The sequence below is a fragment of the Clostridioides sp. ES-S-0005-03 genome, assembly GCF_020658455.1.
Classification (GTDB): Bacteria; Bacillota; Clostridia; order Peptostreptococcales; family Peptostreptococcaceae; genus Clostridioides.
Window position 1 is genome coordinate 174,985 of the sequence record NZ_JACVWI010000001.1, and the last position, 14,647, is coordinate 189,631.

Consider the following 14,647-nt stretch of genomic DNA (forward strand, 5'->3'; position numbering starts at 1 on the left):
GTTTTTTATGAGTAATATAGTTAATGACTTGGTTGAAGATTATATAAGAGTAACATTAAAAGAAAAAGAAGGACTTTTAAAAGATTTGGAAATTTATGCTGAAGAAAATAGTGTTCCTATAATACACAAAGAAGTTTCAGACTTGTTAAAAGTTTTATTAAAGATTCAAAAGCCGAAAAGAGTTTTAGAAGTAGGATGTGCAATTGGTTATTCTTCTATTTTCTTTGCAACAATCATAGGAAAAGGTGCAGATATAATAACTGTTGAAAGAAGCGAAAAAATGATAGAAAAAGCAAAAGAAAATATAAAATTAGCTGGATTTGAAAATAACATAACTATACTAGAAGGAGATGCAGAAGAAAAATTGAGTCAAATCCAAGGTGAATTTGACCTTATATTTATAGATGCAGCAAAAGGTCAATACAAGCTATTTTTTGATTTAGTTATAGATAAGCTAAAAGATGGTGGACTATTAGTTTCTGATAATATTTTATATAAAGGAATGGTTGCACATGATGATTTTGTTGTAAGAAGAAAGAAAACCATAGTAAAAAGAATGAGAAATTATTTAGATTATATATGTAATTGTGATTATTTGAGTACATCATTGATACCAATCGGAGATGGTGTGGCATTAAGTTATAAAGAAAGTAAAAGAGGTGACGTAGATGGAATTAAATAAAGTTGAACTTTTAGCTCCAGCAGGTGATTTGGAGAGATTAAAAATAGCTATAACATATGGAGCAGACGCTGTCTATATAGGTGGAGAAATCTTTGGAATGAGGTCTGCTGCAAAAAACTTTAGTAAAGAAGATATGGCAGAAGGTGTAGCTTTTGCACATGAGAGAGGGAAGAAAGTCTTTGTAACAGTAAATATAATACCTCACAATGAAGATTTCCTACAATTAGAAGCTTATTTATTGGAGTTAGAAGAGATAGGAATAGATGCAGTTATAATAGCTGACCCAGGTGTTCTTAGTGTAATTAAAAAAGTAATTCCAAATATGGAAATACATTTAAGTACACAAGCAAATACAACTAATTATCTTAGTGCCAATTTTTGGTATGAACATGGAATAAAAAGAGTTGTAGTGGCAAGAGAATTATCATTTGATGAAATATCTGAAATAAGAGCTAAAACACCTTTAGATATGGATATAGAAGCTTTTATGCATGGAGCTATGTGTATCTCTTACTCAGGAAGATGTTTGATAAGTAATTATATGACTGGAAGAGATGCAAACAAAGGTTCTTGTGCTCAATCTTGCAGATGGCAATATCATTTAGTTGAAGAAAAAAGACCTGGTGAATATTTCCCTATATATGAGGATGAAAGAGGTACATTCTTTTTTAACTCAAAAGATTTGTGTATGATAGAATACATACCAGAATTAATTAAATCTGGTATAACAAGCTTAAAAATAGAAGGAAGAATGAAGACATCGTATTACGTAGCAACAGTTGTAAGAGCATATAGAATGGCAATAGATGAATTTTATAAGGACCCTGAGAACTGGAAATTTAATCCTATGTGGATGGACGAGTTGAAGAAAGGGAGCCATAGACATTTCACATCAGGTTTTTACTTGAATAAGCCAACAACAGAAGACCAAAATTATCAATCAGCATCATATGTTAGAAACTATGATTTTATAGGTATAGTTAGAGAGGCGGAGGATGAAAATGGGCTTATTGTAGTTGAACAGAGAAATAAAATGTGTGTTGGTGATGAAATAGAAGTTATGGGACCTTATAAAGAAACTATGTTTACTAAAATAGAAGAAATGTACAACGAAGAAGGAGAGCCTATAGAATCAGCTCCTCACCCTAGACAGATAGTTAAGTTAAAACTATCTGTAAAAGTTGAGAAAGATTATATGCTTAGAAAAGTTATAGAAGAAAAAGTTGAAGAGTAATAAAAATTTAATAAAAATAGTATTAGCCCCTTAGAAATTGTCAATAATGAAATTATCTAAGGGGTGATTTCATGTCAAAAAAAAAGACTCCATTTTTTAAAAAAGTGGGAAAGAGAAGCTGGTATATATTTACTATAATTTTAATAATTTATAGTGGTTTAATATATAGGCTAGTTGATATACAGGTATTAAAAGGTGATAAGTACAAAAAAAATGTTGAATCGCAGAGTGTTGAGAAAGTAGAGTTAAATAGTGGACGAGGCATAATTTATGATAGAAATAATAAGAAACTTACAGATACAAGTAAAGTTCAGATTTTAGTTGTTGAGAAAGAAAAATTAAATAACAACTATAAAATACTGGAACTTGTTAAGAAGGCTACGAAGATGGATGATTTGGAAATATATAAAATTATACAAGAACAATTGGCACATCCTATAATACAAATTCAGACCGAAAATATTGATAATAGCATGAAAAAACAACTTGAGAAGAATGGTATAATGTTAGAAGAAAAGACTATGCGATATTCACAGGATGGTTTATTATCACATACAATAGGTTATATAAAAGATGATGATAAATCAGGTCAATTGGGGATAGAAAAAAGTATGGATAGTGTGCTTAGAAACTCAAATGAAAAATATATAAGTGCCTTTAAAGCAGGAGATGCGGGAAACGAAAAATCTCTAAATATTTTAAAGGGAAGTGTAAAAACAATTGATGAAAAAGATAAAGATAAACATTTAAAAACTACTATTGATTATGATATTCAAAAAAATTTAGAGCAAATACTAAATAAAGAAGAAAATCCAACAGCAGCAATGATTTCAGACGTATCTACAGGTGAAATTCTTGCTATGTGTTCTAGACCTAATTTTGACCAAAATAACATAGCAAAGAGTTTAAAGAGTAAAAATGGAGAATTTGAGAATAGAGTCATAAAATCGACATATCCGCCAGGTTCTGTGTTTAAGATGGTAGTACTATTTTCTGCGCTTGAAAATGGAGTTGTAGATGAGAATTATACCTACAATTGCAAAGGTAAAACTAAAGTTGGAAATAGTAATGAAATATTGCGATGCAATAAACTAGATGGACATGGTCTTCAATCCTTACAGCAAACTTTTTCTAATTCATGTAATCCAGCATTTTTAGATATAGCAATGAAAGTTGGTAAAGAGAAGATATTAAAATCTGCTGAAAAATTACATTTATTTGAAAAGGTTGATATTGGTCTTGATGAAGAACGAATTAGAGAAGCTCCAAAAAATATATCAATACGTAATTTAGCTATAGGTCAAGAAAATATAGAATTTACACCACTCCAAATAAATCAAATGACCCAGATAATAGCTAATAATGGAACATTTGAACCATTATATTTATATAAAAGTCTTGTAAATAATGATATGGAGACAGTAAAAACCTATAAGTCTTCAAAAAAAGAAGAAATTATTTCTCCTTATGTATGCACACAAGTAAAAGAAATTATGAAATCTGTTTCTAAAGTTGGAACAGCTAAAGTCCTAAAGGATTTAGAAGGAGGATGTGGGGTAAAAACTGGTACAGCTCAAAGTAGTCTGAATAAAAAGCCAATAGATCATGGTTGGATAACTGGATTTTATCCAGAGAAAAGACCTAAGTATGTAATAACTGTGCTAGTAGAAGGAACTCAAAAGGAAAGTAAATCAGCAATACCTATATTTAAAGAAATATGTGAAAGTATAAAATAAAGTCATGTATTATAAAATTTAAGGATATATCGTAATTTTAATTTTTAGGCAAGTTGTTTTGTCTAATGTTATACGATATATCCTTCTAAAAATATAATATTAATTTTCTTGAACAAGCTCTTTTTCTAGTTTTTTAAGAGCTTTTTTTTCGATTCTGGACACATATGATCTAGAGATATCAAGTCTTTGTGCTATTTCTCTTTGAGTTTTATACCCATAAGGAGTTAACCCGTATCTTAACTGGACAATTTCTCTTTCTCTAGGAGTAAGGATTTTGTTAAGTTGTTCATATAGTTTTCCAACTTGAACTTTTAACTCAACTTCGTCAAGAACATAGTTGACATCTGTACCAAGTATATCCAAAAGACTTATTTCATTACCTTCTTTATCTGTTCCGATAGGGTCTTGTAGAGATACTTGTGATTTGTTTTTTTTGTTAGATCTGATATTCATTAAAATTTCATTTTCAATACATCTAGAAGCGTATGTTGCCAATCGAGTTCCTTTATCTATATTATAAGTTTCTATAGCTTTTATTAATCCTATTGTACCTATAGATATTAAATCATCTTGATCTTCTGTCGAATTGTTATATTTTTTTGCGATATAAGCTACTAATCTCATGTTTCTTTCAATCAATATATCTTTTGCACTTTTATCATTTTCTATTTTAAATTTAGTTAAATACTCAATCTCTTCTTCAGGGGTTAAGGGTTTTTCAAAAGATTTAAGCGCTGCCAATAAGTCACCCCCCTTTTTAACGGTCACTTTAAATTATATGAAGGAGACTTATCCAAGTTGACTGTTATTCAATAAAATAATATGTATACTGTTAGAATTTAAAACATATATTTACAAACTTTTGGCTGTAATATAACATTAAAAAGAAGAATTTAAGTTTGATTTTTTGTTGAATATATAAAAAATAAGACGGATAAATTATTAGTTTATTTGGTATAAATTGAATTTTAGATGTCAATAAATAAAAGGGAGAAAGATATGATTATAAATAGCGAAACAAAGCTTATATGTCTTTTAGGACATCCAGTGAAACAAAGTTTTTCACCAATCATGCATAATTACTTATTTGAAAAATACAAACAAAATAATGTTTATGTATGCTTTGATGTAGAGTCAAAAGACTTATGGAAAACAGTAGAGTCCATAAAAAGTATGGGTGTAGAGGGTTGTAATGTGACAATACCTCATAAGGTAAATATAATTAAATACTTGGATTATATTGATTACAAAGCAAAATTAGTTGGAGCAGTTAATACGATTAAGAATGAAGGAGGTAGATTAAAAGGATATAATACTGATGGAGTTGGATTTGTAAAAGCTGTAATTGAAAATGGGTTTGACCTAAAAGACAAAAAGGTCATGATATTAGGTTGTGGAGGTTCGTGTAGAAGTATTGCTATTGAACTTGCATTTAACAATGTAAAATCTATAGAAATAAGAAATAGAAGTATAGATAAAGCAAGGGAAATATCAAATATAATAAAATCCAGTTTTAAATTAGATGTAGTCTATAGCACTAAAGAAGTTGATAAAAATGATTTAAGCAAAATTGATATACTTATAAATACTACACCAATAGGTATGGGGAATAACTTATGTCCAATAGATGAATCATTGATTCCAAGCAAAAAAATACTAGTATGTGATATAGTATACAAGCCTCATGAAACAAGCCTTATAAAATGGGCGAGAAAATACAATTTAGATGTTATATTTGGAATTGATATGTTAATAAATCAAGGTCTAAGTGCATTTTGTATATGGACTGGAATAAAGTTAGATAGTAATGAAAATAGTTGTATAAAAGAGCTTTATGAAAAGAATTTATAACTAAATCCTTAAGATTTAATCTATAGAATAAAAATATTAATGAGAGGTTTTTTATTATTGAAAACGAAAAAGAGTGGTTTTATATCAATTGAATGTATAATGAGTATCGCCATATTATATGTAGCTGTGTATTTGGTATCTACATCTTTATATAACTGCTATAGTTTTATTAGTAAAAATGTATCTAATAGAGAGATGTTAAATATTGCAAAGAAATACTTGGAAGATGAGAAATATAAAATAAAAAATAATGAATATCAACTGACTGAGGATGAAATAAATAAAAATTACATAAAAGGTTATGAGATAAATAGCACAGTGAAACAAATTTTAAACTATTATCAATGTTATGAAATAAATATGGAAATTAAGAGTGATTTAAAACAATTAAGATTTAAGAGTTATGTTACGAAATAATAAAGGTTCTATATTAATAATAACATTGATAATATTTTCTATTATAAGCACTGTATGTATTATGTGTATAGGTTTAATTTATAGTAATGAGAACTTATTTGAATTAGAATATAAAGATGCTAAGTTAAGGGAAGTTTCTTTAAGTGGTATAGAAATATCAATAAGTAATGTCCTTTGCTGTGTGGAAGAAGCTATTAATATATCTAATAATGAAGAAGAATTTAGAGACTATTTCTTAGGAAATAATATGATTGATTGTATAAAAAAAATAAAAGATATATCTTATAGTAATTTAGAAGAAGTTCATTTAAAAATAGAAAACAATACTATATATGACAAAGGAGATTTTTTTGAGTTTGATATAACAAGTACAGCTAGAGAGAAAGACTTTTTAAAAGTAATAAAAGTGAGCGTGAAAATTAAAAATCCATGGGTAGGAGTTGATATTAAAGATTATACAGAGGCTGATTATAGTGATAAAGATTCTATTGAAACATCTGATGAGTCTAAATCGTTTGACCAAATAGAACTTTCAACTATATTTGAGACTGACAGTAAAGATTTTGATAATCAAAACACTAATGGAGAAGAAGAAATCTACCAAGAGATAATAGAAAATATAAAAAAGAACTTTGATGAAAAAAACTTAGTATATATATATAAGTATAGGGGTGTATAACTTTGAAAAAAGAAGGAATGTGACTGTAATAGAATTAGTAGTATCCATAAGTATAATACTATTGATAACTACAATATGTTTTCCAAAAGATAATCTTGAAAATCATAAAATAAATTTATTTGCACGTCAACTTTGTTCAGATATAAGGTATGTTAGACGAATTAATATGTTTAGCAACTACAATACATATATATACTATATAAAGCAAAAGGAACAAGAAGGATATGTATTGAGAAAAGATGGCAAAGATGTTAAATCCATAGTATTGCCTAGAAATGTAAGAATCGCAAGAAGTATTGAAACTATAAAATTTAAATCTGATGGCTCACCTCAAAGAGCAACTACAATAGAGATATATAATGGTAGATTAAATAAAACTATAACAATAACACCTGTAAGTGGAAGAGTACTTTTGAAAGAGGGAAAATATGAAACGTAAATGTGGATATTTACTTTTAGAAAGTGCAGTATCTTTAACTGTAATTGTAGTACTGGTGATAACTTTATATTCTATATTTATACTTACAATGAATTTAAAAGTTAAAATAGAAGATAAAATAGAGTTACAACAACAAAGTATTGAAATTACAAAATCTATAGAAGGAATCATTGGTAATTCTAAGGGGATAATAAACTTATCTTCTAATGATGAAGGTTTAAAAAAAATGACATCCATAAAATGTAGATATATAGATGAAAATACAACTTATAATGAAGAATATACAAGCAACAAAGAAATTATATTAAATGAGAGACGAAATAAGTTGTTTGTAAATTCTTTAAATGGTGAAAGTAGTCAAGCTGGTGGATATGAAATTGGTGATTATGTAGATGAAATGTATGTCTCAATGTCTAATAATGGAGAATATATTAATATAATCTTGAAATTATCAAAACGTAATCAAAGATATGAAACTGAGTTTAAAGTAAAAATATGGAATTTTATTAAAAATGTATAATTTTAAGTAACAGTATAATTTTTAAGTAACAGTATTATTAATGAAGAAAAATGTTTTAAATTTTCATAAAAGTTATTCTGTAAAAATCTAAAAAATTATGTTTATCCATTGTTTTTAAATAAAAAGTAATGAGTAATAGTGGAAAGTATAGTTGTAGAGATAAATAATATCAACATATAAAATGTATAAAGTGTGATTATAGATGTAAATAATAAAAATATAGGATAAGTAATCTGCCAAATACTTGTTTATATTGTATAACTTATGATATTATGATATTAGTAAAAATTTGTAATCCTGACTTGACAGAATTCAAGTAAGAGATATAATTTTAAAGGCATAGTAATGTAAAATTTACTAAAAAATAAGAAATTTATTTTAATATGGAGGAACAAAAAATGGTATCAGCAGGTGATTTTAGAAAAGGTGTTACATTTGAAAAAGATGGACAACCATGTTTAGTAGTTGATTTTCAACACGTTAAGCCAGGTAAAGGAGCTGCTTTCGTTAGGACTAAATACAGAAATTTAAAAACAGGAGCTATAAGAGAAGAAAGTTTTAATCCAAGTGAAAAATTCCCTAAAGCTGTAATAGATACAAGACAAATGCAATATCTATACAATGATGGTGAGTTATATTATTTTATGGACCAAGAAAATTTTGAACAAATACCATTAAACTATGATCAAGTTGAAGATGCAATTAAATTCTTAAAAGAAAATGAAGTTGCTACAATAAGATTTTATCAAGGACAACCATTCCAAGTGGAAGCTCCAAACTTTGCAGAACTAGAAGTTGTAGATACAGAGCCAGGAATAAAGGGTGATACAGCAAGTAATGTAACTAAAGCAGCTACAGTTGAAACTGGAGCAGTTGTTCAAGTTCCATTATTTATAAATACTGGAGATAAAGTAAAGATAGATACTAGAACAGGTGAATATTTATCAAGAGTATAAAAATTTATGTATATAAAAGCTTATATGTCTTAATAATATAAGATATATGAGCTTTTAGTTTATATATTAAAAAGAAAGCGAGGGGTGTTACATGAAACATTTATATGAAGAAGTTGCATACTTAAAAGGTTTAGCAGAAGGTTTAGAAATAAGCACTGAAAGTAAAGAAGGGAAAATGATACATAAAATAGTTGATGCATTAGAAGTATTTGCAGAAGCTATTGTAACATTGGATGAAGAACAGGAAGAACTTCAAGATTTTGTTGAATCTATAGACGAAGATTTAGCAGATTTAGAAGAAGATATTGCTGACATGGAAGATGACTTTTACGAAGAAGATGAAGAAAATGATGACGATGAGGACTTCAGCTATATAGAAATGGAATGCCCAAATTGTGGAGAATTAGTAGAAATAGACGAAGATTTGTTATATGATGATGACGTAGATGTTGTTTGTCCTGATTGTAAGGCTGTAATATTATCATCAGAAGATGATTATGATGATGATGATTGTACATGTGGTGGTTGTTCGAATTGTGATGATAGAGAATAAAAATTCATAAGAAATAAAACTGCCTATGATGCCTATGAGATATTTTGTTTCATAGGTAGTTTTATTTTTATGAGGACAAGTATTTTAGATTTTGGTTTTGCAATAGTTGCACAAAAATAGTACACTAGAATTTATAGAATAGGATTTTGGAGGGATGTAATAATGAAGATAAGTAAAAAATTACTAGATAATATACAAAGATTTGAAGATGTTATAAATTATAAATTTAAAAATAAAGAATATATACTAGAAGCTCTTACACATAGTTCATATTCTAATGAAAATAAGAGATATAATTTTAATGAAAGATTAGAATTTTTAGGAGATTCAGTTTTAGGCATAGTGATAAGTGATTATTTATTTAATGAAGAATCTAATCTGCCCGAAGGGGAATTGACTAAGCTTAGAGCAAATATAGTTTGTGAGGATTCATTAAGTGAAGTTGCAAATGATATAAATTTAGGGGTTCATATGTTACTGGGTAGAGGTGAAGAAGCTACTGGAGGTAGACATAGAACTTCAATATTAGCAGATGCATTTGAGGCTGTAATAGCAGCAATATATCTTGATGGAGGATTTGAAAGTGCAAGACAATTTATATTACACCATATGGAAAATATAATTTACGATTCAAGAAAGGGAAATATATTTAGAGACTATAAAACACATCTTCAAGAAGTATTACAAGGAAATGGAGAAAATAATATTTGGTATAGGCTTATAGAAGAAAAAGGACCAGACCATAATAAAAGGTTTGTTATGGAAGTGGGAATTAATGAAGGTGTTTTGGGGATAGGAGAAGGTAAAAGTAAAAAAGAAGCAGAACAATTGGCTGCTAAAGTAGCTTTAAAGAAAAAATTATGGGAAAAATAAATATAATATGTAAAAATATAAAAAGAAATATTTAGATTAGAAGGATGTTGTAGATGAAAAAGAGAATTATACCTATATTTGTTCCTCACAAAGGTTGTCCTCATGATTGTATATTTTGTAATCAAAAAAAAATAACAGGTGTGAGTACTGATGTTACTAGTGAAGATGCAAGAAATATAATTGAAGAATGTCTAAAGACTATAGATAAGGATGCTGATGTAGAAATAGCATTTTTTGGTGGAAGTTTTACTGCCATAGATGTAGATATACAAAAAAGTTTATTAGCTGTTGCCAAAGAATATGTAGAAAAAGGTTTTATAAAAGATATTAGAATGTCCACAAGGCCAGATTGTATTAGTGAAGAAATATTGGAAATGTTAAAAGAATATAAGACAAGTATAATAGAGCTTGGAGTACAATCCTTAGATGAAAAAGTATTGTTAGATAGTATTAGAGGTCATCAGTCAGAAATTGTATATAAGAGTTCAAAGTTGATAAAAAATAGTGGAATTAAACTTGGTTTACAAATGATGGTTGGGCTTCCAGCTGATACAGAAGAAAAATGCATATTTACAGCCAAAAAATTTGTAGAGCTTAGACCAGATTGTGTAAGAATTTATCCAACTTTAGTGGTAAAAGAGACTGGTCTGGAAAAATTGATGGAGCAAAACGAATATAAGCCATTTACACTTGACGAGAGTATAAGAATAGTAAAAAAAGTACTTGTATTATTTTATGTTAATGATATAAATGTAATAAGAGTCGGGCTTCAAGCTACTGATGATATACAAATGGGAAAAGCTGTCTTAGCGGGTCCATATCACCCTGCTTTTAGAGAATTAGTAGAAGCTGAGATGATAAAAGATTATTTAGAATTTCTTATTTTACAAAATAAAAATATAAATAACGTGTTGGTGAAGTCTAATAAAAAGAATATTTCTAAAATAATAGGAAATAAAAAAACAAATATTAAATATATGAAAGAAAATTTTGGGGTGATTTTAAAAACACAAGAATCAGATTTAGATATAAATCAATTAGAAATTGTGTTAGATGGGAAAAGTTTAATTATTGCTAATATGAGAGACATCCATAGAAAATTGTATGACATTTATAACCTTTAGTTTTAACAATGAAGGGAGAGAAACGATTTGTATTTAAAGAGACTAGAGTTAAAGGGATTTAAATCCTTTCCAGTAAAGACAGATATTATTTTTAAAGAAGGAATAACAGCGATAGTAGGACCAAATGGAAGTGGAAAAAGTAACATATCTGATGCCGTAAGATGGGTATTAGGAGAACAAAGTATCAAAAGTCTTAGAGGAGACAAACTTGAAGATGTAATATTTGCAGGTACAGATACAAAAAAACCCATGAATTACTGTGAAGTAGCTCTTACTATTGACAATTCTGAGAATCAATTAGAATTAGACTTTACAGAAGTGACTATAAGAAGAAGAGCCTATAGAAATGGAGAAAGTGAATTTTTTCTAAATAATAAGAGTTGCAGATTAAAGGATATAAAAGAAGTCTTTTTAGATACTGGTATTGGAAAAGATGGTTATTCAATCATAGAGCAAGGAAAAGTAGATGAAATATTGAGTAATAATCCTTTAAGTAGAAGAAAAGTTTTTGATGAAGCTTGTGGTATATCAAAATATAGATATAAAAAACAGGAAGCAGAAAGAAATTTAAGTAATACAAAAGAAAATTTAGAAAGAATAGATGATATATATATAGAAATTGAAAATCAATTAAAACCTCTTTTTAATCAACAAACAAAAGCAAAAAAGTATTTAGAAATAAGTGAAAAATTAAAAATATTAGAAGTCAATAATTTTATAAGAGAAATTGAAGGAATAGAAAAAGAACTGAGTGAAGTTGATGAGCATAGTAAAGTTCTTGAAAAAGAACTTAAAGAAAAAGAAGAACAAAAAAATGTTGTAGAGAAAAAACAAGAAGATGTTGATAAGGAGATAGAGGTACTACAAGATGTAATTGAAAAATCTGTAGATTATATAAATTCAATTAAAGGTGTTATATCAAAAAAAGAGTCACAGATAAATTTAATTAAAGAAAGAATAAAAAACTTTACAAATGAAATTCATAGAAAAAATTCTGAAATAAACAATATAAAAGAAAAGCTAAATGAAAATAAGGTATACATAAAAGAATTAGAAAGTAATAAGTCTTCAAATAGCGAAGAGTTATCGATATTACAAGAGAATATAAAAAAGTTAGAATCTAGTAAAGAAAATCAAAGGATGAAGTTGGAATCTTTAAATAATGATATAGAATTATTTAAAGAAAATATAATAGATATATTAAATAAGAAGCAAGAATTTAGTAATAAGTTATCTGCTTTAAATGCAAATAAAGAAAATATGAATATCAGAGATGAAAACATAAACTCAGAAATAGCAGAGTTAAACCAAAATGTCCAAACAAAATCTTCTGAATTAGATAGTATAAATAAAGACTTTAATATGAAAAAAGAAACTTTAAACAATGTGAATAACAGAAATAAAAAATTAACTGCTGATTTACAATATTCTATTAATGAACTCAATAAGATAGAAGATGAAATACAGAAAAGTAAATACAATCTAAATGGATATAACTCAAAGTTAAATGTTTATATAGATATGGAAAACCATTATGAGGGATTTAATAGAGGTGTAAAAGAAGTATTAAAAAATAAGGATTTAAGAGGTATTCATGGAGCGCTAGGACAGATTATAAATGTTCCTGAAAAATATGAGAAATCTGTAGAAGCAGCACTTGGTGCTTATATGCAAAATATAATAACTGATGATGAGTTTAGTGCTAAATCTGCAATAAACTATTTAAAGAAGAATAATTTAGGAAGAGTAACATTTCTGCCATTAAATATAATTAAATCAAATAAAATAAGTTTGGGAAATTTAAAAGCAAATACTAAATTTATAGGAATAGCAAGTGATTTAATTACGTTTGATGAAAAATATAGAAATATAATTGAAAATATACTTGGAAGAACGATATTTATAAATAATATAGATGAAGGGATAAAATTTGCAAAAGAAACTGGTCATAGATTTAAAATAGTAACTTTAGATGGTGAAATCTTAAATCCAGGAGGTTCTTTAACAGGAGGTAGTTTAAAAACTAACGGAAATATATTATCAAGAAAAAGATTTATTAACGAATATACAGAAAAAATAAATGATGTTAAGGTTGAGATTTCAGGTCTAGAAATTACAAAAGAATCTCTAAATAAAAATATAAAAAATATAAAAAGTGAAATTGACTTAGTTGAAAATGAAGTAAAAGATTTAGAAAAAAGCATTATAATAAAGAGTACAAGTATAGAAAATATCGAATCTGAGATTGAATCTTTAAAATCTAGTATTACTAGATTAGATAATGAGAAAAGTGATTTGGGTTCTAACTTGAATTATACTCTCGAAAAAAGTGATATTGTTAAAAAAGAGATGGAAGAATTAGAAAATACATACAATCAAAATAAAGAAAAAATTGATATATTAAGTGATGAAATAAAAAAATATAATGATTTGTATGATAAAGAAAAATCTGAATTTGATGAATTAAACCTAACTTTAGTAAAGAAAACAGAAGCTTATAATAGTATAGTTAGAGATATAAAAAGAATATCTGGTGAAAATTACGAGTTAGAAGAAAAAACCAAACAATTAGATGAATCATTAAATTATGAAGAACAAGAAATAGTTAAGTTACAAGACTCTATATCTATTGAAGAAAAAGAAAAAGAAAACTTAATTAAGCAATTAGGGGACAGCAATAGAAATCTTGAAACTAGAAAAATAGCTAAAGATGACTTGAAAAATAACTTTGATGAAATTGGTAAAGAGTTAAAAATTATAGATAGACAACATATAGAACTTAAAGAAAGTTTATTTAAGGTTGGTGGAAGATTAGAAAGATTAAAAACTAGTCAAGACACATATATAAATAAGTTATTTGAACAATATGAAATGACTTTAGTACAAGCATTGGAAATCAAAGATGAAAATCTAGAGATAGATAGAAAATTCTTAGAAAATTTAAAGAGAGAAATAAGAAGTCTTGGGAATATAAATATAGATTCTATCAAAGAATATGAAGAAATAAAAGAAAGATATGATTTTTATAGTGAACAAAAACAAGATTTAGAAGAATCTATGGAGGAAATAGAAAAACTTATACATACATTAGAAGAAAATATGAAATCTGAATTTGAGGTTAAATTTGAAGAAATAAGTAAAAACTTTAAGTATGTGTACAAAAGACTATTTGGTGGTGGATGTGGAGAATTAACTATTTTAGATAAAGAAAATTTATTAGAAAGTGATATACTAATAACAGCTCAACCACCTGGTAAAAAAATGAAAAATTTAAATCTACTGTCTGGTGGAGAAAAAGCTCTAACTGCAATAAGCATATTATTTGCAATATTAATTACAAAACCAACACCATTTTGCATATTAGATGAAATTGAGGCTCCACTTGATGATGCAAATATATTCAGATTTGGAGAATTTTTAAAAGATTTATCTAAAGAGACACAATTTATATCAGTAACTCATAGGAGAGGAACTATGGAAGCTGCTGATTATATATATGGGGTTACAATGCAAGAAAAAGCTATTTCAAAAGTTATTAGTTTAAAACTAAAAGAAGCTCAAGAGATAACTGATATTATATAAC

14 protein-coding genes are annotated in these 14,647 nt (G+C 27.1%); 13 read left to right on the top strand and 1 reads right to left on the bottom strand.

Going from position 1 to position 14,647, the window contains the following annotated elements; translation table 11 throughout:
* Nucleotides 1–7: 7 nt before the first annotated feature.
* The 3 genes from IC218_RS00840 to IC218_RS00850 all read left to right on the top strand — a co-directional run bounded on the left by IC218_RS00840 (nt 8) and on the right by IC218_RS00850 (nt 3,652).
* Nucleotides 8–682, top strand: a complete 675-nt coding sequence (locus IC218_RS00840) for an O-methyltransferase (protein WP_227434147.1) — start codon at nt 8–10, stop codon at nt 680–682.
* Complete coding sequence (locus IC218_RS00845) at nt 669–1,916, top strand: peptidase U32 family protein (RefSeq protein WP_227823635.1); 1,248 nt, start codon at nt 669–671, stop codon at nt 1,914–1,916. The genes IC218_RS00840 and IC218_RS00845 overlap by 14 nt, the downstream gene beginning before the upstream one ends.
* A 71-nt stretch (nt 1,917–1,987) precedes the next feature.
* On the top strand, nt 1,988–3,652 hold the full coding sequence (locus IC218_RS00850) for a peptidoglycan D,D-transpeptidase FtsI family protein (RefSeq protein ID WP_227823636.1): 1,665 nt from the start codon (nt 1,988–1,990) through the stop codon (nt 3,650–3,652).
* 99 nt (nt 3,653–3,751) lie between these two features.
* On the opposite strand, the gene sigK is transcribed toward IC218_RS00850, so the two are convergent.
* A complete protein-coding gene (gene sigK, locus IC218_RS00855; protein WP_227434150.1) occupies nt 3,752–4,393 on the bottom strand; it encodes an RNA polymerase sporulation sigma factor SigK in 642 nt (213 codons plus the stop codon).
* 258 nt (nt 4,394–4,651) lie between these two features.
* On the opposite strand from sigK, the gene aroE reads away from it, so the two are divergent.
* From aroE to smc, 10 genes are all read left to right on the top strand, one after another.
* A complete protein-coding gene (aroE, locus tag IC218_RS00860; RefSeq protein WP_227434151.1) occupies nt 4,652–5,503 on the top strand; it encodes a shikimate dehydrogenase in 852 nt (283 codons plus the stop codon).
* Between the two features lie 57 nt (nt 5,504–5,560).
* On the top strand, nt 5,561–5,920 hold the full coding sequence (locus IC218_RS00865) for a hypothetical protein (protein WP_227823637.1): 360 nt from the start codon (nt 5,561–5,563) through the stop codon (nt 5,918–5,920).
* Nucleotides 5,907–6,599, top strand: coding sequence for a hypothetical protein (locus tag IC218_RS00870; protein ID WP_227823638.1), 693 nt, complete (start codon nt 5,907–5,909; stop codon nt 6,597–6,599). The genes IC218_RS00865 and IC218_RS00870 overlap by 14 nt, the downstream gene beginning before the upstream one ends.
* Before the next feature lie 19 nt (nt 6,600–6,618).
* Complete coding sequence (locus IC218_RS00875) at nt 6,619–7,038, top strand: hypothetical protein (RefSeq protein WP_227434154.1); 420 nt, start codon at nt 6,619–6,621, stop codon at nt 7,036–7,038.
* Nucleotides 7,028–7,558, top strand: a complete 531-nt coding sequence (locus IC218_RS00880; protein ID WP_227823639.1) for a hypothetical protein — start codon at nt 7,028–7,030, stop codon at nt 7,556–7,558. The genes IC218_RS00875 and IC218_RS00880 overlap by 11 nt, the downstream gene beginning before the upstream one ends.
* Nucleotides 7,559–7,956: 398 nt before the next feature.
* Nucleotides 7,957–8,514: an elongation factor P gene (gene efp / locus IC218_RS00885; protein ID WP_227434156.1), complete on the top strand. Its 558-nt coding sequence runs from the start codon at nt 7,957–7,959 to the stop codon at nt 8,512–8,514.
* A 91-nt stretch (nt 8,515–8,605) separates the two neighbouring features.
* Nucleotides 8,606–9,067: a CD1247 N-terminal domain-containing protein gene (locus IC218_RS00890; protein WP_227823640.1), complete on the top strand. Its 462-nt coding sequence runs from the start codon at nt 8,606–8,608 to the stop codon at nt 9,065–9,067.
* A gap of 162 nt (nt 9,068–9,229) precedes the next feature.
* Nucleotides 9,230–9,940, top strand: coding sequence for a ribonuclease III (rnc, locus tag IC218_RS00895; RefSeq protein ID WP_227434158.1), 711 nt, complete (start codon nt 9,230–9,232; stop codon nt 9,938–9,940).
* A 53-nt stretch (nt 9,941–9,993) separates the two neighbouring features.
* On the top strand, nt 9,994–11,064 hold the full coding sequence (locus IC218_RS00900; protein WP_227434159.1) for an elongator complex protein 3: 1,071 nt from the start codon (nt 9,994–9,996) through the stop codon (nt 11,062–11,064).
* 27 nt (nt 11,065–11,091) lie between these two features.
* Complete coding sequence (gene smc, locus IC218_RS00905; protein ID WP_227823641.1) at nt 11,092–14,646, top strand: chromosome segregation protein SMC; 3,555 nt, start codon at nt 11,092–11,094, stop codon at nt 14,644–14,646.
* Nucleotide 14,647 lies beyond the last annotated feature (1 nt).

Coding starts and splice junctions, on each gene's coding strand:
- IC218_RS00850 (WP_227823636.1), top strand. CDS start 1,988: ATGTCAAAAAAAAAGACTCCATTTTTTAAAAAAGTGGGAAAGAGAAGC.
- efp (WP_227434156.1), top strand. CDS start 7,957: ATGGTATCAGCAGGTGATTTTAGAAAAGGTGTTACATTTGAAAAAGAT.
- IC218_RS00900 (WP_227434159.1), top strand. CDS start 9,994: ATGAAAAAGAGAATTATACCTATATTTGTTCCTCACAAAGGTTGTCCT.
- IC218_RS00870 (WP_227823638.1), top strand. CDS start 5,907: ATGTTACGAAATAATAAAGGTTCTATATTAATAATAACATTGATAATA.
- IC218_RS00840 (WP_227434147.1), top strand. CDS start 8: ATGAGTAATATAGTTAATGACTTGGTTGAAGATTATATAAGAGTAACA.
- rnc (WP_227434158.1), top strand. CDS start 9,230: ATGAAGATAAGTAAAAAATTACTAGATAATATACAAAGATTTGAAGAT.
- aroE (WP_227434151.1), top strand. CDS start 4,652: ATGATTATAAATAGCGAAACAAAGCTTATATGTCTTTTAGGACATCCA.
- IC218_RS00845 (WP_227823635.1), top strand. CDS start 669: ATGGAATTAAATAAAGTTGAACTTTTAGCTCCAGCAGGTGATTTGGAG.
- IC218_RS00890 (WP_227823640.1), top strand. CDS start 8,606: ATGAAACATTTATATGAAGAAGTTGCATACTTAAAAGGTTTAGCAGAA.
- IC218_RS00880 (WP_227823639.1), top strand. CDS start 7,028: ATGAAACGTAAATGTGGATATTTACTTTTAGAAAGTGCAGTATCTTTA.